Annotated in this window: 21 protein-coding genes; 13 read left to right on the top strand and 8 right to left on the bottom strand. The window is 64.5% G+C overall.

What is annotated here, in order from left to right; translation table 11 throughout:
• On the top strand, positions 1-190 hold a 190-nt coding region (locus G6N73_RS11665), incomplete at its 5' end, for an NAD(P)(+) transhydrogenase (Re/Si-specific) subunit beta (protein ID WP_165027725.1).
• A 132-nt stretch (positions 191-322) separates the two neighbouring features.
• Here G6N73_RS11665 and G6N73_RS11660 read toward each other — a convergent pair.
• Positions 323-1,126 carry a potassium channel family protein gene (locus G6N73_RS11660; RefSeq protein ID WP_165027723.1) on the bottom strand — a complete coding sequence of 268 codons (804 nt, stop codon included), beginning with the start codon at positions 1,124-1,126 and terminating at the stop codon, positions 323-325.
• Positions 1,127-1,300: 174 nt separating this feature from the next.
• On the opposite strand from G6N73_RS11660, the gene G6N73_RS11655 reads away from it, so the two are divergent.
• The 9 genes from G6N73_RS11655 to G6N73_RS11615 all read left to right on the top strand — a co-directional run bounded on the left by G6N73_RS11655 (position 1,301) and on the right by G6N73_RS11615 (position 10,637).
• A complete protein-coding gene (locus tag G6N73_RS11655; RefSeq protein WP_165027722.1) occupies positions 1,301-2,842 on the top strand; it encodes an ABC transporter substrate-binding protein in 1,542 nt (513 codons plus the stop codon).
• 110 nt (positions 2,843-2,952) lie between these two features.
• Positions 2,953-3,894, top strand: coding sequence for an ABC transporter permease (locus G6N73_RS11650; protein ID WP_165027720.1), 942 nt, complete (start codon positions 2,953-2,955; stop codon positions 3,892-3,894).
• On the top strand, positions 3,894-4,757 hold the full coding sequence (locus G6N73_RS11645) for an ABC transporter permease (protein ID WP_165027719.1): 864 nt from the start codon (positions 3,894-3,896) through the stop codon (positions 4,755-4,757). Before G6N73_RS11650 ends, G6N73_RS11645 begins: the two co-directional genes overlap by 1 nt.
• A 3-nt stretch (positions 4,758-4,760) precedes the next feature.
• Positions 4,761-5,987 carry an amidohydrolase/deacetylase family metallohydrolase gene (locus tag G6N73_RS11640; protein ID WP_165027718.1) on the top strand — a complete coding sequence of 409 codons (1,227 nt, stop codon included), beginning with the start codon at positions 4,761-4,763 and terminating at the stop codon, positions 5,985-5,987.
• The gene (locus tag G6N73_RS11635; RefSeq protein WP_165027717.1) at positions 5,984-6,994 is read left to right on the top strand and encodes an ABC transporter ATP-binding protein; all 1,011 of its coding nucleotides are present in this window, start codon (positions 5,984-5,986) and stop codon (positions 6,992-6,994) included. The genes G6N73_RS11640 and G6N73_RS11635 overlap by 4 nt, the downstream gene beginning before the upstream one ends.
• Complete coding sequence (locus G6N73_RS11630) at positions 6,991-8,004, top strand: ABC transporter ATP-binding protein (RefSeq protein ID WP_246251905.1); 1,014 nt, start codon at positions 6,991-6,993, stop codon at positions 8,002-8,004. Before G6N73_RS11635 ends, G6N73_RS11630 begins: the two co-directional genes overlap by 4 nt.
• 11 nt (positions 8,005-8,015) lie before the next feature.
• On the top strand, positions 8,016-8,507 hold the full coding sequence (locus tag G6N73_RS11625; protein ID WP_165027716.1) for a RidA family protein: 492 nt from the start codon (positions 8,016-8,018) through the stop codon (positions 8,505-8,507).
• A 45-nt stretch (positions 8,508-8,552) separates the two neighbouring features.
• Positions 8,553-9,752, top strand: a complete 1,200-nt coding sequence (locus G6N73_RS11620; protein ID WP_165027715.1) for an aminotransferase class V-fold PLP-dependent enzyme — start codon at positions 8,553-8,555, stop codon at positions 9,750-9,752.
• Positions 9,753-9,824: 72 nt separating this feature from the next.
• On the top strand, positions 9,825-10,637 hold the full coding sequence (locus tag G6N73_RS11615; RefSeq protein ID WP_165027714.1) for an IclR family transcriptional regulator: 813 nt from the start codon (positions 9,825-9,827) through the stop codon (positions 10,635-10,637).
• 15 nt (positions 10,638-10,652) lie between these two features.
• On the opposite strand, the gene G6N73_RS11610 is transcribed toward G6N73_RS11615, so the two are convergent.
• From G6N73_RS11610 to G6N73_RS11585, 6 genes are all read right to left on the bottom strand, one after another.
• Positions 10,653-12,083, bottom strand: coding sequence for an MFS transporter (locus tag G6N73_RS11610; RefSeq protein ID WP_165027713.1), 1,431 nt, complete (start codon positions 12,081-12,083; stop codon positions 10,653-10,655).
• Between the two features lie 90 nt (positions 12,084-12,173).
• Positions 12,174-12,572, bottom strand: a complete 399-nt coding sequence (locus G6N73_RS11605; RefSeq protein ID WP_165027712.1) for a VOC family protein — start codon at positions 12,570-12,572, stop codon at positions 12,174-12,176.
• A gap of 14 nt (positions 12,573-12,586) precedes the next feature.
• Positions 12,587-13,075, bottom strand: coding sequence for a DUF992 domain-containing protein (locus G6N73_RS11600; RefSeq protein WP_165027711.1), 489 nt, complete (start codon positions 13,073-13,075; stop codon positions 12,587-12,589).
• Between the two features lie 78 nt (positions 13,076-13,153).
• Positions 13,154-13,999, bottom strand: a complete 846-nt coding sequence (locus G6N73_RS11595) for a tetratricopeptide repeat protein (protein WP_165027709.1) — start codon at positions 13,997-13,999, stop codon at positions 13,154-13,156.
• A gap of 100 nt (positions 14,000-14,099) precedes the next feature.
• Positions 14,100-14,363, bottom strand: a complete 264-nt coding sequence (gene rpsU, locus G6N73_RS11590; protein WP_040585386.1) for a 30S ribosomal protein S21 — start codon at positions 14,361-14,363, stop codon at positions 14,100-14,102.
• A 448-nt stretch (positions 14,364-14,811) separates the two neighbouring features.
• The gene (locus G6N73_RS11585) at positions 14,812-15,582 is read right to left on the bottom strand and encodes an SDR family oxidoreductase (RefSeq protein WP_165027708.1); all 771 of its coding nucleotides are present in this window, start codon (positions 15,580-15,582) and stop codon (positions 14,812-14,814) included.
• A 188-nt stretch (positions 15,583-15,770) separates the two neighbouring features.
• Between G6N73_RS11585 and G6N73_RS11580 the strand changes: the two genes are divergently transcribed.
• The gene (locus tag G6N73_RS11580; protein WP_165027707.1) at positions 15,771-16,478 is read left to right on the top strand and encodes a hypothetical protein; all 708 of its coding nucleotides are present in this window, start codon (positions 15,771-15,773) and stop codon (positions 16,476-16,478) included.
• 54 nt (positions 16,479-16,532) lie between these two features.
• Here the strand turns inward: G6N73_RS11580 and G6N73_RS11575 are convergent, their stop codons facing one another.
• Positions 16,533-17,105 carry a PadR family transcriptional regulator gene (locus G6N73_RS11575; protein WP_206078797.1) on the bottom strand — a complete coding sequence of 191 codons (573 nt, stop codon included), beginning with the start codon at positions 17,103-17,105 and terminating at the stop codon, positions 16,533-16,535.
• A 242-nt stretch (positions 17,106-17,347) separates the two neighbouring features.
• Here G6N73_RS11575 and G6N73_RS11570 point away from each other — a divergent pair, with 242 nt between their 5' ends.
• A complete protein-coding gene (locus G6N73_RS11570) occupies positions 17,348-18,601 on the top strand; it encodes a sarcosine oxidase subunit beta (RefSeq protein WP_165027705.1) in 1,254 nt (417 codons plus the stop codon).
• 16 nt (positions 18,602-18,617) lie between these two features.
• Complete coding sequence (locus G6N73_RS11565; RefSeq protein ID WP_165027704.1) at positions 18,618-19,004, top strand: sarcosine oxidase subunit delta; 387 nt, start codon at positions 18,618-18,620, stop codon at positions 19,002-19,004.
• Positions 19,005-19,156 lie beyond the last annotated feature (152 nt).

The raw sequence follows: 19,156 nt of genomic DNA, 5'->3' as shown, positions 1-19,156 counted from the left end.
ATCATCACCGATCTACGGCATGCCGATCCTCGATGTCGACAAGGCGCGCACCTGCCTGTTCGTCAAGCGCTCCCTCGGCTCCGGTTATGCCGGCATCGACAACACGCTGTTCTACAAGGACGGCACCATGATGCTGCTCGGCGACGCCAAGAAGATGACCGAGGAAATCGTCAAGGCAATGGACCACTGACAAAGCGCCGGCGCCTTAGATCGGTTCACCGCTCCACAGAAGCGCTGAACCGATCTAACTCATTGTTTTGTCGCAATTCCGGACGGAAAACCGGCTTCCACTTTTCCTGGAATTGCTCCAGCCGCTTCGCTCTCAATCTCCCGGGTCGGGGATCTTCAGCGCCGTGCCGCATGCCTTGCAGTGCACAGCGTCGACGTCGTGCCGCTGCAACCCGCAGACCGGGCAGGGGAAGAACACCTTGCCCGGACGGAACATCGCCTGCGCCAGGCGCACGAACAGCGATATGCCGATGATCATCGTCGCGATCGAAGTCAGCTTGCCCCATGGGCCGGGCAGCACGATATCGCCGAAGCCCGTCGTGGTCACCGTCGCCACGGTGAAATACAGCGCATCGACATAGCCTTCGATGCCGGAGCCTTCGCGAAAGAAGAACGTGTAGACGAAGCCGGTGACCACGAACAGGAAGGTCAGAAGGTTGACCACCGCATGGGCTGCGTCGCGCCAAGACGAATAGCCCGCGCGACGCAGCGGCCTCCACAACATGCCGCTGCGCGACAGCGACCACAGGCGCAGGATGCGCAGGAAGCCCAGATTGGCCAGCGTGTTGGGCATGAGCAGCGTGACGAGGATGAAGATGTCGACAAATACGGTCGACTGCCGCAGCCAGCGCAGCGCGTCTGACGATGCCAGGCCACGCATGACGATGTCGCCGGCCAGCAACGCCGCTACCGAATAATCCACCCACAGGAATGACGGCTGGTCCCTCAGCACCGGCGAGGCGATGAAGAAGGCGATGATGGCGAGATCGACCAGGATCACCGCCATCTGAAAGCGGAGCGCCGCCGGCGAACTGCCGTGATAAAGAATGCGCAACGCGCCGCGGAACCGGTCGAAGGCCGAGCCGCTGCTTTTGGTCCCATCATTTCCAGACTGCATCCCTGCTGGATAACCCTTCGGCGGCGACCGCGTCCAGCACGAACAGAAAGAGGGGAGCGCGCGGGCGCCATCCTCTGCGATTCAGCGTGCGCTTGACGCGGGAACAGTTCGATGCAAAGTTAATCCGTAACTAAGATATACATTCCATAAAAATGGAATAGAAGAGAGGAACGAATGAAGCGCATCGTGCAAGTATTCGCCTCGCTCACCGCCGTACTGTGGTCGGCCACGAGCCTGGCAATAGCCGAACCCGCCACAGGCGGCGTGATCGACGTCGCCACCATCGGCGAACCGCCGACGCTGGACCCGATGGCGTCGACGGCCGACCTCGTCGGCATCGTGACCCAGCACATGTTCGAGACGCTCTACACATTCGACGCCGAATGGGGCGTCACGCCGCTTCTGGCGGCCGACATGCCGCAGATCTCGGCCGATGGGCTGACCTACACGATCCCGCTCCGCGCCGGCGTCAAGTTCCATGACGGCAATCCCATGACCTCCGCCGATGTCGTCGCCTCGCTGGAGCGCTGGATGAAGGTCGCTACCCGCGGCAAGCAGGCCGCCGAGACCATCACCGGCGTCGAGGCCGTCGACGACAGCACGGTCAAGATCACGCTCTCGAAGCCGTTCGCGCCGCTGCTTTCGCTGCTGTCGCTCAACAACGCCGCCGCCATCATCATTCCCGCCGCAAATGCGGCCGAGGAGCCGCTGGCGACCTTCGTCGGCACCGGCCCCTACATGCTCAAGGAGCGCAAGCCCGACCAGTTTATCCAGTTGGTTCGCTTCGACGGCTACGTTTCGCGCGACGGCGAGCCGGATGGTTACGGCGGTGCACGCAAGCAGTATCTCGACGAGATCCGCTTCGTGCCGGTCCCCGATCCCAACACTCGCGTCGAAGGGGCGGTCGCCGGTCAGTTCGCCTATGTCGACCAGCTTCCTGTGGAATCCTTCGAGCGCGTCTCCGGCGGCAAGACCGAAGCGATCCTTTTGAAGCCGTTCGGCTGGCCGGTCTTCGTCATGAACACCAAGGAAGGGCTGAACTCCGACATCCGCATCCGCAAGGCCATTCAGGCCGCGCTCGCGCCGGAGGACATGCTGCTTGCCGCATTCGGCTCGACCGACTTCTTCAGCGTCGACGGCGCCATGTATCCGGAGGGCTATGCCTGGCACACCGAAGCCGGCACGGAGCCCTACAAGCCGGCCGGCGATACGGAGGCCGCCGCCGCCCTGCTCAAGGAGGCCGGCTACGACGGCTCCAAGCCGCTGCGTATCCTGACCAGCCGCCAGTACGAGTTCCACTACAAGATGGCGCAGGTCGCCGCCGAATATCTGAAGGCCGCCGGCTTCCAGGTGCAGATGGACGTGGTCGAGTGGGCGACGCTGACCAAGAACCGCGCCGACCCGGCGCTGTGGGACATCTACATCACCCACAGCCCGTTCCTGCCCGAGCCCTCGCTCACCGGCATCATGTCCGACGCTTCGCCCGGCTGGTGGGTCTCCGATACCAAGCACGCCGTGCTCGGCGCGTTCAACGCCGAGGCCGACCCGGCCAAGCGCGTGTTACTCTGGGCCGATGTGCAGAAGGCCATCTATGACGAGGTTCCCGCCTACAAGGTCGGCAACTTCAACGCGCTGGCCGCGCAGGCGCCGGACCTCGAAGGCGTGGCGCCGGCTCCGTGGCCCTATTTCTGGAATGCCTATTTCGAGAAGAAATAGCCCTTCCACACGTCCGCGCATCCTCCCACACTGCGCGGAAGAGGGCGGGGCGGCGGACCAGAAGTCCGGCGCTCCGCATCCGCCCCGATCAAACCATCGAGCAAGCAGCCATGTTGCGTGCAGCCCTCAACCGCCTGTTCGGCATGCTCGTCGTGATGGCGCTGGTCGTCACCGTCGTGTTCGTCATCGTCCGCGTCACGCCCGGTGACCCGGCCGCGGTCATGCTCGGCCCGGACGCTTCGGCCGAAGACATCGAGCAATTGCGCGAGAAACTGGGGCTGAACGGGACCATCCTCGAACAGTTCGCAAACTATGTCGCGGGTGTGCTGCGCGCCGATTTCGGCCAGTCGATCTTCCTCGGCCAGCCGGTCACCCAGGCATTGATGGACCGCGCCGAACCTACCTTCTTCCTCACGATCTTCTCGCTGCTGATCGCAACAGTCATTGCACTGCCGGTCGGCATATTGTCGGCTTACTGGCGCGGCTCGATGTTCGACCAGGCGGCAACCGCGCTCGCAATGTTCGCGGCCAGCGTGCCGAGCTTCTGGCTCGGCCTGCTGTTCATCCAGTTCTTCGCCGTGCATCTCGGCTGGTTCGCCACCTCAGGCTATGGCGGCCCGGGCACTACGTTGTTCGAGCGCCTGCACTATCTCGTGCTGCCGGCTTTCGCGCTCGGCCTGGTCAGTTCGGCGCTTATCACCCGCTTCACCCGCGCTTCCATGCTCGACGTGCTCAACGACGACTATGTGCGCACCGCGCGCTCCAAGGGCATGAGCGAATGGCGCGTGGTGCTGAAGCATGCGTTGAAGAACGCGCTGATCCCGATCCTGACCGTCATAGGCCTCACCGCGGCGCTGCTTATCTCGGGCGCCGTCGTCACCGAGACGGTGTTCGGCCTGCCCGGCGTCGGCAATCTCGTCGTCTCGGCGGTGCTCAGGCGCGACTACCCGGTCATCCAGGGCGCGCTTCTGGTCATCGCCGGCCTCTACGTGCTCGTCAATTTTGGCATCGACATGCTCTATCTCCTGATCGATCCCCGGGTGCGCTACTGATGGCCGCGGTTGCGCAAGCGCTCCAGAGCGAGCCGAACATCCTGTCGCGGCTGGTCGGGCGGCGCACCTCGCTCATCGGTATAATCATCCTGGCGATCATCGCCGCTGCTGCGCTGCTCGCGCCGTTCATCGCGCCCTATTCGCCGTCAAAGCTCTCCATCGCCAGCCGCCTGCACGGGCCGGAAATGGCGCATCTGTTCGGCACTGACGATCTCGGCCGCGACATCTTCACCCGAATGCTCTATGCCGGCCGCACTTCGCTCACCGTGGGCTTCGCGGTCGTCGTATTCTCGTCGATCATCGGCATCGTGCTCGGCCTGACCGCCGGCTTCTTCCGCAGGCTCGACCAGCCGGTCTCGCGCCTCATCGACGCGATGATGGCGTTTCCCGACATCCTCCTGGCCATCGCGCTGGTCGCGGCGCTCGGCGCATCGGCCACCAACGTCGTCATTGCGCTCGGCATCGTCTATGCGCCGAGGCTGGCGCGTGTCATCCGCGCCTCCACGCTGGTCATCCGCGAGCTGCCCTATGTCGAGGCGGCGCGGGCGCTCGGCGTGCCGACGCCCGTGATCCTGGTGCGCCATGTGCTGCGCAACGTCACCTCGCCGCTCCTGGTGCAGGGCACCTTCATCTTCGCCAATGCGATCCTGGCCGAAGCCGGCCTGTCGTTTCTCGGTGTCGGCATCTCGCCGGACACCCCGACCTGGGGCACCATGATCAGCGTCGGCCGCCAGTACATGGACCAGGCCAGCTGGATGATGTTCTTTCCGGGGGCGGCGATCGTGCTCACCGTTCTGTCGCTGCAACTGGTCGGCGACGGATTGCGCGACCTTCTCGACCCGCGACTTGCGAAGGACATTTGACACATGATCGGCAATCGTTTCGCATCCGCCGCCCAGCCGCTGCTCCTCAAGGGCGCGAAGCCGATCGGCTTTGGCGAAAAGTCCGTGTCGGACGCGCCGCTGGATATCATGATCGGCAAGAATGGCCGCATCGCCGAAATCTCGGCGCGGATCGACGCCGGCGGCGATGTCCGCACTGTAGAGGCGAACGGCGCGTTCGTCTCGCCGGGTTGGACCGACCTCCATGTCCATGTCTGGTATGGCGGCACCGACATCTCCCTGAAGCCGGAGCAATGCGGCGCGGCGCGCGGCGTCACCACCATGGTCGACGCCGGTTCGGCGGGCGAGGCCAATTTCCACGGCCTGCGCGAATTCATCATCGAGCCCGCGCGGGAAAACATCTATGCCTTCCTCAATCTCGGCTCGATCGGCCTCGTCGCCTGCAACCGCGTCAGCGAACTGATCGACATGCGCTCGATCGACATCGATCGCACCATCGCCGCGGTAGAAGCCAACCGCGATGTCATCGTCGGGCTGAAGGTCAGGGCCAGCGCCGTTATCACCGGCGGCTGGGATCTCGCGCCGGTCAAGCTCGCGAAAAAACTCTGCCGTATCCTTAAGCTTCCGCTGATGGTGCATGTCGGCGAGCCGCCGCCGCTCTACGACGACGTGCTCGGCGTGCTTACCGATGGCGACATCGTCACCCACTGCTTCAACGGCAAGGCCGGCGGCTCGATCCTCGAGGACGAGGATCTCTACCAGCTCGCCGAGCAGGCAGCGGCGCGCGGCATCGTGCTCGATGTCGGCCATGGCGGCGCATCCTTCTCCTTCGACGTGGCGAAGGCTGCCCTGTCGCGCGGGCTGAAGCCGCAGACCATTTCGACCGACCTGCACAATCGCTCGCTCGACGGATCGGTCTGGGACATGGCGACGACCATGTCCAAGCTCCTGTCGCTCGGCATGAAGCTCGACGATGTCGTGGCGGCCTCGACCACCGCGCCGCGCCGCGCTATCCGCCTGCCGGCGGACAATTTGCTGGAAAAGGGCAAGCCGGCCGAGTTCACGCTGTTCGACGTTGTCGATTCGGACCTGACGGTGAAGGATTCTCAAGGCGCGACCAGCCGGCTCACCCGGCTCTTCGAGCCGCGCTACGCCATTCTCGGCGCGGAGCCCGTGACGGCGCACAGGCACGTTCCGGCGGAAGGCTCGGCCGGCGGGCATGCCTGTCCGCATTGCGGGTGGAAGTCATGACACTCGACGCCGACACCATACTTTCGGTCCGCGACCTGAAGACCTGGTTCGTGACGCGCCGCATGACGGCCAAGGCGGTCGACGGCGTCACCTTTGATTTGAAGCGCGGCGACACGCTGGCCGTGGTCGGCGAATCCGGCTCTGGCAAGTCAGTCACCAGCCTGTCGATCATGGGCTTGCTGTCGCGGCCGGGCGCGATCGCCGGCGGCAGCATCCTGTTTCGCGACCGCCAGGAGCGGGTCCACGATCTCGCTGCCTTCGGCCCGAAGGAGTTCCGCAAGATCCGCGGCCGGGAGATCGCCATGATCTTCCAAGAGCCGATGACCAGTCTGAACCCGCTCTACACGGCGGGCGACCAGATCGGCGAAATGATCGCGCTGCACGAGCCGGTCAGCCGCAGCGAGGCCCGCAGCCGCACGCTCGAAATGCTGAGGCTGGTCGAAATCCCGGATGCCGCCTCGCGCCTCGACGATTACCCGCACCAGATGTCGGGCGGCATGCGCCAGCGCGTCATGATCGCCATGGCGCTTGCCTGCGGTCCGTCGCTGCTGATTGCCGACGAGCCGACCACGGCGCTCGACGTGACCATACAGGCACAGATCCTCGATCTTTTGCGCCGGCTGCAGAAGCAGTTCGGCATGTCGATCCTGTTCATCACTCACAATCTCGGCGTCGTCGCCGAAATCGCGCACAATGTCGTGGTCATGTATGGCGGCCGCGTCGTCGAGCAGGCGCCGGTCAACGACCTTTTCGCGCATCAGCGCCACCCCTACACCAAGGGGCTGCTCGCCTGCACGCCGAACGCCGCGCGCGACATCAGCCCGGACGGCGAGCGCCAGGCGCTCTATTCGATCCCGGGCAGCGTACCGCCGATCACCGCTTTGCCGCCCGGCTGCGCCTTTGAGCCGCGCTGCAAATTCGCGCTGAAAGCCTGCCGTGAAGCGCCGCCGCCGCTGGTCTCTGCGGGCGTGGGCTTTTCCCGCTGCATCAGGAGCGCCGAGCTATGAGCGCCGCCGCCACGCGCCTCCCCGACCAGAGCCGGCAATCGCCGGCTAAACAGCCGGTCCTGCTCAGCATCGAAGGCCTGACCAAGCATTTTCCGGGGCGCGGCGGCCGCATCGTGCATGCCGTCGAGGATGTCAGCTTCGAGGTGCGCAAGGGCGCGACCGTCGGGCTGGTCGGCGAATCCGGTTCGGGCAAGACCACCGCTGGTCGCTCCATCCTGCGGCTGGTCGAGCCGAGCGGCGGCAAGGCGATCTTCGACGGCGTCGACCTGTTCTCGCTCACGCCGCGCGAGATGCGCGCCTATCGCCGCCGGCTGCAGATCGTCTTCCAGGATCCGTTCTCCAGCCTCAATCCGCGCATGCGCATTGCCGCGATCATCGGCGAGGCGCTCGACGCGCGCGGCTTTCCGCGTGGCAAGAAGCGGGGCGAGCGGGTCGCGGAGTTGCTGACGCTGGTCGGCCTCTCGCCCGATCATGCCACGCGCTTCCCGCATGAATTTTCGGGCGGCCAGCGCCAGCGCATCGGCATCGCCCGCGCGCTCGCCGTCGAGCCGGAATTCATCGTCGCTGACGAGCCCGTTTCGGCGCTCGACGTCTCGGTCCAGGCGCAGGTGCTCAATCTGTTGAGCGAATTGCAGAAGAGCCTCGGCCTCACAATGCTGTTCATCGCCCACGACCTCTCGGTGGTCGAATATCTCTGCGACGAGGTGGTGGTGATGTATCTCGGCCGGGTCATGGAGCGGGGGCCGAGCCGCCGCGTCTACGCCACGCCGCGCCACCCCTACACGAAAGCGCTGCTGGCAACCGCGCCCATACCCGACCCGACCCGGCGGCGCACGCATGTCGCGCTGCACGGCGACATTCCAAGCCCGATCAACCCGCCTTCGGGCTGCGTCTTCCGCACGCGCTGCCCTCTCGCTCTCCCGGCTTGCGCAGAAAACGTCCCGCCGGTCGAGGCGGTCGGCGGAGGCCAGTTCGTGGCCTGCATCCGCCACAATGAAACAGCATCCTGACTGGAGTTTGCATGACCTTTTCCGAGCTTCTGAAGCGTCCGGAAACCACGCCGTACGACCGGCTGAAAGCGCTTGGGATAACGCTTCCCGGCGCACCGCCGCCGATCGCCAATTTCGTCACCCACGTGCTTGAAGGCAATCTTCTCTACCTTTCGGGGCAGGGCCCGAGCGAGGCCGATGGCTCCCTGCATACCGGCAAGGTCGGCGCGGAGATTTCGACGGAAGCCGCCTATACCCATGCGCGGCTCACAGGCATCAACCTTATCGCGGTCATGCACGAGGCACTGGGCGACCTCTCCCGCGTGCGCCGTGTGGTAAAACTGTTCGGCATGGTCAACGCCGCGCCCGACTTCGCCGATCATCCCTCCGTCATCAACGGCTGCTCCGATCTTCTCATCGAAGTATTCGGCGACAGGGGCATCCATGCGCGCTCGGCCGTCGGCCAGGGCTCGCTGCCCGGCCGCATCACCGTCGAGATCGAAGCCATTGTGGCGGTGGATTGATGACGATCACTTGTTCAATTCATGAACTCCCGGAGTCCTGACAGAATGCCGACCAACGATATCCGCGCCGACCTTGGCCTCCGCCCGGTCATCAACGTCTCCGGCACCATGACCTCGCTTGGCGCTTCCATAGTCGTCCCAGAGGCGGTCGAGGCGGTTTCGGCGGTCCTCACCGAATTCGTCGAGATGGGCGATCTCCATCGCCGCGCCAGCGAGGTCATCGCCGACCTCACCGGCGCGGAGGCGGGCTTCGTCACCGCTTCCTGCTCCGCCGCGATCAGCCTGGCGGTCGCAGCCTCGATGACCGGCTCCGACCTTGCCGCCATAGAGCGGCTGCCGGACACGACCGGCCTGAAGAACGAAGTCGTCATCCAGTCCGGCCACATGATCAGCTACGGCGCTCCGGTCGAGCAGGGCATAAGGTTGACCGGCGCCAAGGTCGTGCCGGTCGGGCAGGCGACCAGCGCCTCGGCCTATCATCTGCGCGGCGCGATCAACGAGCACACGGCCGCCGCCGTCTATGTCGTCTCGCACCATGTCGTCGAATACGCCCAGATCCCGCTGAAAATATTCGCCGAAGTCGCGCATGAGCGCGGCGTTCCGGTCATCGTCGATGCGGCGTCGGAATACGACCTCGCCGGCTTTCTCGCTGACGGCGCCGATCTCGTACTCTATTCCGGCCACAAATTCCTCGGCGGCCCGACCTCCGGCATCGTCGCCGGCTCGAAGGCTCTCGTCCGCAACGTCTATCTCCAGAATCGCGGCATCGGCCGCGGCATGAAGGTCGGCAAGGAAGGCATTGTCGGCGCGCTCGCGGCGCTGACCGCGTGGAAGTCGCGCGATCATGATGGCATCCGCGCGCGCGAGCGCCGTGCCCTCGACTGCTGGCTGGAAGCGCTTCAAGGTCGTCCCGGCGTCGTTGCCGAGATCGTGCCTGACCCGACCAACAATCCGCTCGATCGCCTGAAGCTTCGCGTCGACACGGTGGAGGCTCGCATCAGCGCCTGGGATATCGCCGACCGCCTCGCAGCCGGCGATCCGCCGGTGATCGTGCGCGATCACGAGGTCGAGCACGGCTATTTCTACCTCGACCCGTGCAATCTGCACCCCGGCGAGGAGCACAAGGTTGCGGCAAGGCTGACGGAGGAACTGGAAAAGGCCCGCAAGTCCAACGAGACAATCGTGACGCCGTTTACCGAACGCCTGTTGCGGCAGGAGGCGGCGATCCTGAAATGGCCCGACTGATCGCCGTTCCCGCGTGGGCGGAAACATCCTAATGTGCCTTGGACATCAAATCCTGCGAGCAGCCGGCGGAAAATGACCGACCTCAATGTGAAACCCGCCGATACGACCATCGCCGAGGTGCGCCGCTCGCGCACCAGCGGCATCGACCGTGCGCTGCAGATCCTCGACTTCCTGCAGAAGGTCGAGCGGCCGGCTACCGCCTACGAGATCGCCCGCCATACCGGCGCGCCGCTTTCGACCATCTATGTCATCGTCGACGATCTGGTCGAAAAGGACCTGCTCGGACGCCAGGAAAGCGGCCTGATCTGGCTCGGCCCGCGCCTCTACCATTACGGCCTCACCTATGCGCGCAGCGTCGATCTTCTCACCATAGCGACCGAGGAGATGCATGAACTTGCCGCTGCTTCCGGCGAGACGATCCAGATTTGCGGCCGCGACGCCGACCACATGGTGGTGCTGGCCATGGCGGAAGGTTCCGATCATTTCCAGGTCACCTCGCGCGTCGGTACGCGTAGCCCGCTGAACTGGACTGCGTCGGGGCGGCTCCTTGTCGGCCATTTGCCCGAGCCGGAGCGGCGCGCGTTGTTCGAGCGCTGCGCCACCGCATCGCCGACCGGCCGCGCCGAGACCGACGTCAATGTGCTGGCGGCAAGCTCGCGCGCCGCGCTGGAGCAGGGGTTGTCGATCCAGGCGGGCGAGTCCGACTTTTCCGTCGCCTGCATCGCCGCCCCCATCCGCGACACACAGGGCGCATGCTGCGCCACCATCTCTATCGTGGTTCCCGACATCAAGGTCAGGCAAAAGGATCCCGACCTGATCGCGCTGGTGAAAGCCAGCGCGCGCCGCATCGAATCGCGCCTCGGCTGGCGGCCGGGCAGGGCGTAGATCCAGCCTGCTGGACTAGGCTTCCCGCAGAGCCCGCGAATCGCGGGTCAGCTTCGCCGCCGCCAGGCAGCCGATTAGCCCCAGCGGCAGGAACGCCAGGAAAATCCAGGAAGCCACACCGGCGGATGTTTCGCGGCTCAGCCCTTCCGAAAAGCCGACCGCGTTGGCGATGATGCCGGTCATGGCCGCGCCGACCGCGTATCCGATGCGCTGCATGGTCGGCACACCGGACGACGCCACCGTGCTTTCGGCCGGGTCGGCGGTTGCCACGATCACCCGCGTGACGAACGGCCAGGCGATGCCGAAGCCGCCGCCCTGCAGCACCGCACAGAACAGGATCAGCGGTACCGATCCGAGCGGCACGGCATAGGCGAAGCCGGCAATTCCGGCCGCGATCATCAGCGCGCCGCCGATGATGATTGACCGCTCGCTGCGCGGCGGCGCATTGGCGACCAGTATCGACAGGATCGACCAGGAGATCGATTCGGCGGCGATGATGTAGCCCGTCGTCAGCAGCGGAATGTCGTGCAGAGTTGTCAGGATCAGCGGGCCGTAGAGCGCGAAGGAGCAGGTGGCGACCGAGAATGCGAACACCATAATCATGCCGCTGCCGACGGCCGAGCGCGGATCGAACGGCCGCGTCGGAAACAGCCGCGAGCGCGGCTTCCTCCCATCCAGCAGGAAGAACAGCGCAAGCCCGGCGAGTCCCGAGGCCAGGAAAAGCGACGAGCGCAGCATCTCGATGTCGACGCCGGCAAGCGCGATCAGGAGCACGCTCGCCGCAAGGCATGCCAGCGCGGCGAAGGGGAATGGCGGCAGTCCGGTTCCGGCCGCCTTGCGCGTCGTCGCCTCGGGACTGCGCAGCACGGCGTAGCAGGCGATGGCCATTGCCAGGCCGCCGAAGACGAACAGACCGAAGGCCCAGCGCCAGGAGAAATACTGCGAGAGCAGCGCGCCGATCAACGGACCGGAGAAAGCCGCGACACCCCAGATCGCCGACATGACCCCGAATAACTGCGGCCAGATATTGCGGGGAAACAATCTTTCGACCGACACGAAGGCCAGCGATACCAGCGCACCGCCGCCAAGCCCCTCGACGACGCGGCCTGCCAAGAATACCGGCATGGAGGGCGCCATAGCGCAGATCAGCGCGCCCGCCGCGTAGAGCAGGGCGGCTGCCATCATATTGGTGCGCAGCGGCACGTAGCTTACCATCCGGCCAGCCGCGGCCCCGGCGGTGATCGCGCCGATCTCGTAGACCGCAAGCGACCAGCCGACGAGCTCCACACCGGACAGGTCGCCAACCATGGCCGGCATGACGGTCGCGACCATGGTCTCGTTGGTGGCGTGCAGGAGAATGCCAAGGCTGATGAAGCAGAATCGCGCCAGGTCGCCGCTTGCCCACAGCGCCCGCCAGTCCACTCTTTCCGCCTCGGTGTAAGTCATGGCCGCCTCGTGGCGGTCATGGATAGGGCGGCCGGTCGCGTCCAGCAAGCGGAAGCGGTGGGGCCAGCATTGCCTCACATGCCTGTTCGTTCACTCCTCGCGAAAACCCGCTTCGATATTGTTGCCGTCGGGATCGAGCACATAGGCCCCGTAGTATTTCATCTCCGCCGGCCCGCGAGGGCCGGGCGCGCCGTTGTCGGTTCCACCATTGGCCAATCCTGCTCGGTGGAATGCATCGACACTGGCGCGATCTTTGGCCTGGAACGCGATGTGAATGGGGCTGGCCGAAACCGTGTGCTCCTCCGACCAGAAGGCGGGCTGGTCGGTGCCGATCCAGAGAAACGGCATCGGCTCGGCGGCGCTGCGGCCGAGCAGGAACGAGGTGTCAGTGTTGTCGCCCGTCGCAAGCCCGAGCGCTTCCGCGATGGCGTCGTAGAAACGCCGCGCCGCTTCGAGATCGCGGACCCGGAAGCCGATATGGTCGAACATTGCAGGCCGCACCGTCAGTTGGCGACGCTGCGCAACTGGAAGTCGGTGACGCCGAGCGCGATATTCACGCCGGTCTGCGCCTGCAGGCTCAGCGGCTGCAGCGTAAACGTCTGGTTCGAGCCGCCGACGAGCAGGTTCGCGCCCACTCCGACAGCGGCCGAGGCCTCCGCGCTTGCCCCGACATAATTGCCGGCGAGCGCGCCCGGTGCATAGACATTGGCGCTGGGAGCCAGCACCGCCCACTGGATGTAGGTGGTCCCCGTCGTGCCGACATCGAGGCCGATCTTCCTGATCACGCCCGAGTAGGTTTCAGGCGCCATGGACGCGTCGGCCGGCCCGTAGGTGCATTTCACGTCCTTGGTAGAGCCGATGATGAAGCCGGTCCCGCCTTCCACCTGGCATTCGAGGAGCCCGAGTTCCACGCCAGCCTGCTGCGCGTGTGCGGACAAGGCGAAAGCCGAAAGCGCGGCTGCTGCCGCTGCGGCAATGTAGGATTGTTTCACCTGACGTCTCCTTCGTATCCCGTACGGCCAATAACTGGCGGAGACAGACATGGTTCCGGCGGCCAGCCCCGCCTTGACTCAGCTGGCGCGGGTGCGGGCCAGACCTTCGACGGCGGGCTTGTAGTTGGGGTCGAGCTGGGCCGCGCGAGCGTAGGATTTGGCGGCTCGCTGCTTGTCGCCGCGGCGCTCATAGATCAGCGCCTGGTTGGCCCAGCTTTCGGCGATCTTGCCGTCGAGCTTTATGGCCGTGTTGAAATCGGCGAAGGCGTTCTCCTCGTCGTTGGTGGCGATGTAGGAGAGGCCACGGCCGTTGTAAGGTTCGGCGGCGTCGGGAGCCAGCGAGATCGCGGTCGAGAAATCCTCGATCGCGAAGGCGTGCTGGCCCTGCGACTGATAGATCAGGCCGCGATTGTGATAGGCGCGCGGGTCCGTGGTGTCGAGCTGGATGGCGCGCTGGAAGTCGCTGAAGGCTTCCTGCACGCGACCCGCCTTGCGGTAGAGATTGCCGCGGCCGATATAGGCGGCGTCGTAGCTGGGGTTGAGCTGGATCGAGCGGTTGTAGTCGGCCAGCGCACTCGCCTGGTCGCCGAGGAAGCGGTGTATCAGCGCACGATTGGCGTAGGCCTGGTAGAAATCCGGGCGCAGTGCCAGCGCCTTGTCGAAATCCCCCAGCGCCTCGCGATATTTGCCGCCGCGGCCATAGGCCGATCCGCGCACATTGTAGGCTTCGGGATCGCTCGGGTTGCGCTCGATGACGGCGGTCAGCGACGAGATGTTCTCGTCGGAGCCCTGCGCCACCTCGATGGTCGCGAGTTCGCCGGTCGGGGTGGTTGTGCAGCCGGCCAGCGCAACGCCGGAAATCATGGCCGCAAGCATTGCGAGGCCGCGTCCCGAGAGTTTGCGGTTGCCGGGCAATGCGTTCATCGATGGTGCTTCCTCAGGCTGCCGGTAAAAGAAAAGGTGGTGGCGACTCACCATCGCCCCACCTCCGGTATCCTTTGAAAAGGACGAAATATTGGCGGGATCAGCGCGGCGTGCGCGGAGCTCCGGCGCCAGCGGCGGCAGCCGGGCGCGGCGTCATCGGCAGCAGGCCTTCGCGCTGTGCGCGCTTGCGGGCCAGCTTGCGGGCGCGGCGGACGGCTTCTGCCTTCTCGCGGGCGCGCTTCTCGGAGGGCTTCTCATAGTGTCCGCGCATCTTCATTTCGCGGAAGATGCCTTCGCGCTGCATCTTTTTCTTTAGCGCGCGAAGCGCCTGGTCAACATTGTTGTCGCGGACGAGTACCTGCACGGGCAATCCTGTCTTTCGGTTTAAAATCAAAAGGCAAGGGCCAATAGCCCTATGCCCTCGCGGCGGTCACCACCGCGAATTGCGCTGGCTGTTAGCAGAATCAGCGGGGAATGTCGAGAGGGAAGCCGGCAATTGCGTGATCGCCCTGTCAAGCAATGTAGGCCTTGCAGCAATCCATGGCAACGGCAGCAGTTGTTGGCGGCATTCTTTCCATACTGTGAACAACGTCTGGAAAAACAGTGTTCAGCGGAAAGTAATATGATATAATTTGTTCCGCATGGGCTTTTGGGGGATCCAGATCCAATCCAAAAGGGCACCAGCCGGCTGGCGGCTGGCCCTATCCGGCCGCCAGCCTCGCATTCCCGATCTCGCGCAGGGAGCGCTTGCGGCGCGGAAATTGTCGCTGTTGCAAGCCAGATAATTTCAGCCGCCAGCGCTTGGCGGATGCTTACGTTCGGTTGATCGAGACGCCGCCATCGGCCAGAAGCGCCGCGCCGGTGGTGAAGCTTGATGCGTCGGAGGCGAGATAAAGCGCCGAACGGGCGATCTCCTCCGGTTTGGCGATGCGCTTCAGGGCGTGCAGCCCTTCCACGAAGGCCAGAACCTCAGGTCCCGCGCCCGGCGCGTTGGTGATGCTTGCCGGCGTATCGGTGCCGCCTGGCAGCAGCGCGTTGACGCGAACGCCCTTCGCTCCGTATTCGGCAGCTAGAACCTGCGTCAGGCCGATCAGGCCTGCCTTGCTCGCCGCGTAGGCCGCCATGCCGGGAAAGCCGACGGTGTGGCCGACGAAGGTCGAGGTGAAGATCAGCGAGCCGCCGCCGCGTTCGATCATCGCCGGAACCTGGTATTTCGCGCCGAGGAATGCGCTGGTCAGATTGGTGTCGAGCGTTTTGCGCCAGCTTTCCAGCGCCATGTCCGGCACCGAACCCGCATTGCCGACAATGCCGGCATTGTTGAAGGCGATGTCGAGGCCGCCGAACTTCTTCACCGCCAGTTCGACCAGCGCCCGGGCGTAGGCCTCGTCCCTTACATCGCCGGCAAGGGCGGTAGCCTCGCCGCCGGCCTCGGCAATTTCCTCGACCAGCGTGTCGAGCTCGGCCTGCCGCCGGGCGGCGACGACGACGCGCGCACCTTGTTCGGCAAACAGCAGCGCCGTGGCGCGCCCGATGCCGGAGCTTGCCCCGGTGACGATTGCGACCTTGTTCACGAGTGAAAACATTTTCCTAAGTCCTTCCGATTTCCCACCGGCGGTTGCCGGCATCGGTGACCGTGGTCGCAAATCGGAAAGGAACGAACCACCCGATACGTGCGGCGAGCATCCATTGACGTGCCGCGAAAGGCGGTCTACGCAATTTTTCAGAAATCTTGCGGGTGGACGCGCCACCCACCACAATGACCCCAGAGAAAATGATCGAGAAGTTGCTGGATCCCGGCTTCGCGGGTGACGGCGTGCTGGCCAATGATATTCTTTGCGAATTTGAGCGAGGTTTTCCGATCGAAAACCTCCGTCCCTTGTTGGTTTCCAGCAACGAGAACACGCTGGCTGCGGTGGCCTTTCTGCTCACTTTCATGGGCTTCAGGGCGAATTGTTTTGTGGTAGAGATTACCGCTCTTCTTGACGCTCAGGACTCGCGCACCCGATCCGATGCTATCGAATCGCTAGCCAACTGCACCACTCCAGCCGATGACGCGGCCCTTGGGCGTGTACTGCTGCGGCTGGATGACGAGCATCCCGGCGTGAGATGGAAAGTCATCCAGTTCATCCGCCTCGCACAACCATGGCAATTGAAGCTCGGACTGGAAAACGCTGCTAAGCTTCGCCCTGATTCAGCCTTTGCGACGTTGGTGAAAGTTCACGGTCAGCATTTCGCTGCCACCGAAAAGAAGCTGCGTTGGCTGCTCGCACATACCGATCCGATTGTACGGCGATTTGGTGCGGCGATTGCGACGAAGCCCCGCTATGTGGTCGACGAGGGCTTTGTGGAAATGGCGCTTCAGTCCGACGATGCCGAAGTAAGCGGCATCGCCACTGATTGTTGTCAGAGTCATTTGACCCCAATTTATGCGGTTTGGTCATCTTTACTTTCCCACATACGCTTGCAAAGCACGCACTGAGCGCGCCGGTCGGCGGACCGGCTATGCCGTCCGCAGGCGATGTCGGCTGAAAGATCAGCTCTGCTCGACCGCCGTCGCCGCTTGATCGATGATCGCGGCGATGGCGTTGGCCTGCTCGTTGGTCAATGGCTGGCGGCTGAGCCGCATCCTGAGCGCGAGGTTGAAATTCTCGGTCGCGCGGACGATTTGCGGCATCGCGCTCTGGCCCTGCGCCTGCTGGATACCCGCCATCCGTGCGAAGATCGCATCGACGGCCTCGCGGTTCCGCTCGAGAAACTCGGCTCCTTCCGGCGTGATCTCGTGGAGTTTTCTGGCGCTCTCGTCGGTCGTGACGCGGACATGGCCGATGTCTTCGAGCAGGGTCAGCGTCGGATAGACGACGCCGGGGCTCGGGCTGTAGGCGCCGCCGACCTTTTCCTCGATGGCGCGGATAATGTCGTAGCCGTGGCGCGGCTTTTCCGAAATCAGTTGCAGCACGACAAGACGGAGGTCGCCCTGGTCGAAGATGCGCCGCCTGCCGCCGCGTCCGCCGCCATGGCGGTGTTCGGCGCGCTCGGCGAAATGGCCGTGCGGCCCTCGGGATTTCCAGTTGTAGCGGCTGTGGCCGCAATGTCTGAAGGGGTTCATTCGAATGCCTTTCGATATGTTAAGATGCAACTTAGATATATCGAAGTTGCATCTTGTGCAAGCCTTCGATCAAAATTCGGCTCCCCGGCGATGCCAAGCCGATCTGGAGAGCCGTCTCGTCCGGCGCAAAACGGCAATCGCCGTCGCAAACAGCGCAAAGGTGACATCGGCTTTTCGCTAGTGGTATGCCTCGCCCTCTGATTTGAGACGACAAGCTTCCGACATCCACGAGGCCAGCGCCCATGCGGAAATATTCGGTATTTGCGATCGCCCGCGAGGCGATGCGCGGCAACAAGGGCTGGGAGGAGCAGTGGTCCTCGCCTCAGCCGAAGGCCGAATACGATGTGATCGTCGTCGGTGCGGGCGGCCATGGCTTGGCGACGGCCTACTACCTCGCCAAGGAACACGGCATCACCAATGTCGCGGTGCTGGAAAAGGGCTGGCTCGGCGGCGGCAATACCGGCCGCAACACCACCATCATCCGCTCCAACTACCTCTACGACGAATCGGCCGGCATTTACGATCACGCCCTGAAGCTGTGGGACGGGCTCTCGCAGGATCTCAACTACAACGTCATGTATTCGGCGCGCGGCGTGATGATGCTGGCGCACAACGTCCACGACATCCAGGTGCTCAAGCGCCACGTCCACGCCAACCGGCTGAACGGCATTGACAATGAGTGGCTGACGCCGGAGCAGGCGAAGGAGTTCTGTCCGCCGCTCAACACTTCACGCGACGCCCGCTACCCCGTGGTCGGCGCATCCCTCCAGCGCCGCGGCGGCACGGCGCGTCACGACGCGGTGGCGTGGGGCTATGCGCGGGCGGCTTCGGCGCGCGGCGTCCACATCATCCAGAACTGCGAGGTCACCGGCATCAAGCGCGCCGCGGGCGGCCAGGTCACCGGCGTTGAAACCAGCAAGGGTTTTATCGGCGCGAAGAAGATCGGCGTCGTCGCAGCCGGCCATTCATCCGTCATCATGGACATGGCCGGCGTCAGGATGCCGCTCGAAAGCTATCCGCTGCAGGCGCTGGTGTCGGAGCCGGTCAAGCCGGTGTTCCCCTGCGTGGTCATGTCCAACACCGTGCATGCCTATATCTCGCAGTCCGACAAGGGCGAACTGGTCATCGGCGCCGGCACCGACCAGTATATTTCCTATTCGCAGACCGGCGGCCTGCACATTTTGAACCACACGCTCGACGCCATCTGCGAGATGTTCCCGATGTTCACGCGCATGAAGATGCTGCGCTCCTGGGGCGGCATCGTCGACGTGACGCCGGACCGCTCGCCGATCCTGGCCAAGACCCCGGTGAAGGGGCTCTACGTCAATTGCGGCTGGGGCACGGGCGGCTTCAAGGCGACGCCGGGCTCCGGCAACGTATTCGCCCATACCATCGCCCGCGACGAGCCGCACCCGATCAACGCGCCCTTTACCATCGAGCGCTTCCGCACCGGCCGCTTGATCGACGAGGCGGCAGCCGCCGCTGTCGCGCACTGAGTCCCGAGAGAAAATCATGCTGTTGATCCGCTGCCCCTATTGCGAGGAAGAGCGTCCGGAACTCGAATTCCGCAACGGCGGCGAGGCGCATATCGCCCGCCCGTCGAACATCGCCGCTGAGAGTGACGAGGACTTCGAAAAGTTCTTCTTCATCCGCTCGAACCCGAAGGGCATCATCTTCGAGCGCTGGCGGCACATGCATGGCTGCGCGCGGTTCTTCAACGCCGCGCGCGATACAGTCAGCGACAAGTTCATCCTTACCTACAAGGCCGGTGAGCCGAAGCCGGACCTTTCCGCAATTGCCGAAAGCGGCCCCGCGGCGTGGGCCAACCGCCCGCCCGACCAGCTCAATGTGAAGAAGCCTGCGGCAAAGCGTAAGCCGGTGAAGAAGGGGGAAGCGTGATGGCCGTTCTTCACCGACCCCCCTCTGTCCTGCCGGACATCTCCCCCTCAAGGGGGGAGATTGGCAGCGTCATCCGCGTCGCCTCGATTTGCGACGATTGGCGAAATCCGAACGGCCGGCTGATCTCCCCCCTTGAGGGGGAGATGTCCGGC

Source organism: Allomesorhizobium camelthorni (assembly GCF_011045125.1).
Lineage (GTDB): Bacteria > Pseudomonadota > Alphaproteobacteria > Rhizobiales > Rhizobiaceae > Allomesorhizobium > Allomesorhizobium camelthorni.
Note: the sequence above shows the minus strand (reverse complement) of the source record. Positions and strands in the feature narration are given on the sequence as shown.

Excerpts from the sequence above, each read along its gene's own strand:
- G6N73_RS11575 (WP_206078797.1), bottom strand. The coding sequence starts at position 17,105 with ATGAACCCCTTCAGACATTGCGGCCACAGCCGCTACAACTGGAAATCC.
- G6N73_RS11650 (WP_165027720.1), top strand. The coding sequence starts at position 2,953 with ATGTTGCGTGCAGCCCTCAACCGCCTGTTCGGCATGCTCGTCGTGATG.
- G6N73_RS11585 (WP_165027708.1), bottom strand. The coding sequence starts at position 15,582 with ATGTTTTCACTCGTGAACAAGGTCGCAATCGTCACCGGGGCAAGCTCC.
- G6N73_RS11580 (WP_165027707.1), top strand. The coding sequence starts at position 15,771 with ATGATCGAGAAGTTGCTGGATCCCGGCTTCGCGGGTGACGGCGTGCTG.
- G6N73_RS11615 (WP_165027714.1), top strand. The coding sequence starts at position 9,825 with ATGACCGACCTCAATGTGAAACCCGCCGATACGACCATCGCCGAGGTG.
- G6N73_RS11610 (WP_165027713.1), bottom strand. The coding sequence starts at position 12,083 with ATGACTTACACCGAGGCGGAAAGAGTGGACTGGCGGGCGCTGTGGGCA.
- G6N73_RS11620 (WP_165027715.1), top strand. The coding sequence starts at position 8,553 with ATGCCGACCAACGATATCCGCGCCGACCTTGGCCTCCGCCCGGTCATC.
- G6N73_RS11565 (WP_165027704.1), top strand. The coding sequence starts at position 18,618 with ATGCTGTTGATCCGCTGCCCCTATTGCGAGGAAGAGCGTCCGGAACTC.
- G6N73_RS11655 (WP_165027722.1), top strand. The coding sequence starts at position 1,301 with ATGAAGCGCATCGTGCAAGTATTCGCCTCGCTCACCGCCGTACTGTGG.
- G6N73_RS11645 (WP_165027719.1), top strand. The coding sequence starts at position 3,894 with ATGGCCGCGGTTGCGCAAGCGCTCCAGAGCGAGCCGAACATCCTGTCG.
- G6N73_RS11635 (WP_165027717.1), top strand. The coding sequence starts at position 5,984 with ATGACACTCGACGCCGACACCATACTTTCGGTCCGCGACCTGAAGACC.
- G6N73_RS11595 (WP_165027709.1), bottom strand. The coding sequence starts at position 13,999 with ATGAACGCATTGCCCGGCAACCGCAAACTCTCGGGACGCGGCCTCGCA.
- G6N73_RS11570 (WP_165027705.1), top strand. The coding sequence starts at position 17,348 with ATGCGGAAATATTCGGTATTTGCGATCGCCCGCGAGGCGATGCGCGGC.
- G6N73_RS11605 (WP_165027712.1), bottom strand. The coding sequence starts at position 12,572 with ATGTTCGACCATATCGGCTTCCGGGTCCGCGATCTCGAAGCGGCGCGG.
- G6N73_RS11630 (WP_246251905.1), top strand. The coding sequence starts at position 6,991 with ATGAGCGCCGCCGCCACGCGCCTCCCCGACCAGAGCCGGCAATCGCCG.
- G6N73_RS11625 (WP_165027716.1), top strand. The coding sequence starts at position 8,016 with ATGACCTTTTCCGAGCTTCTGAAGCGTCCGGAAACCACGCCGTACGAC.
- G6N73_RS11640 (WP_165027718.1), top strand. The coding sequence starts at position 4,761 with ATGATCGGCAATCGTTTCGCATCCGCCGCCCAGCCGCTGCTCCTCAAG.
- G6N73_RS11660 (WP_165027723.1), bottom strand. The coding sequence starts at position 1,126 with ATGCAGTCTGGAAATGATGGGACCAAAAGCAGCGGCTCGGCCTTCGAC.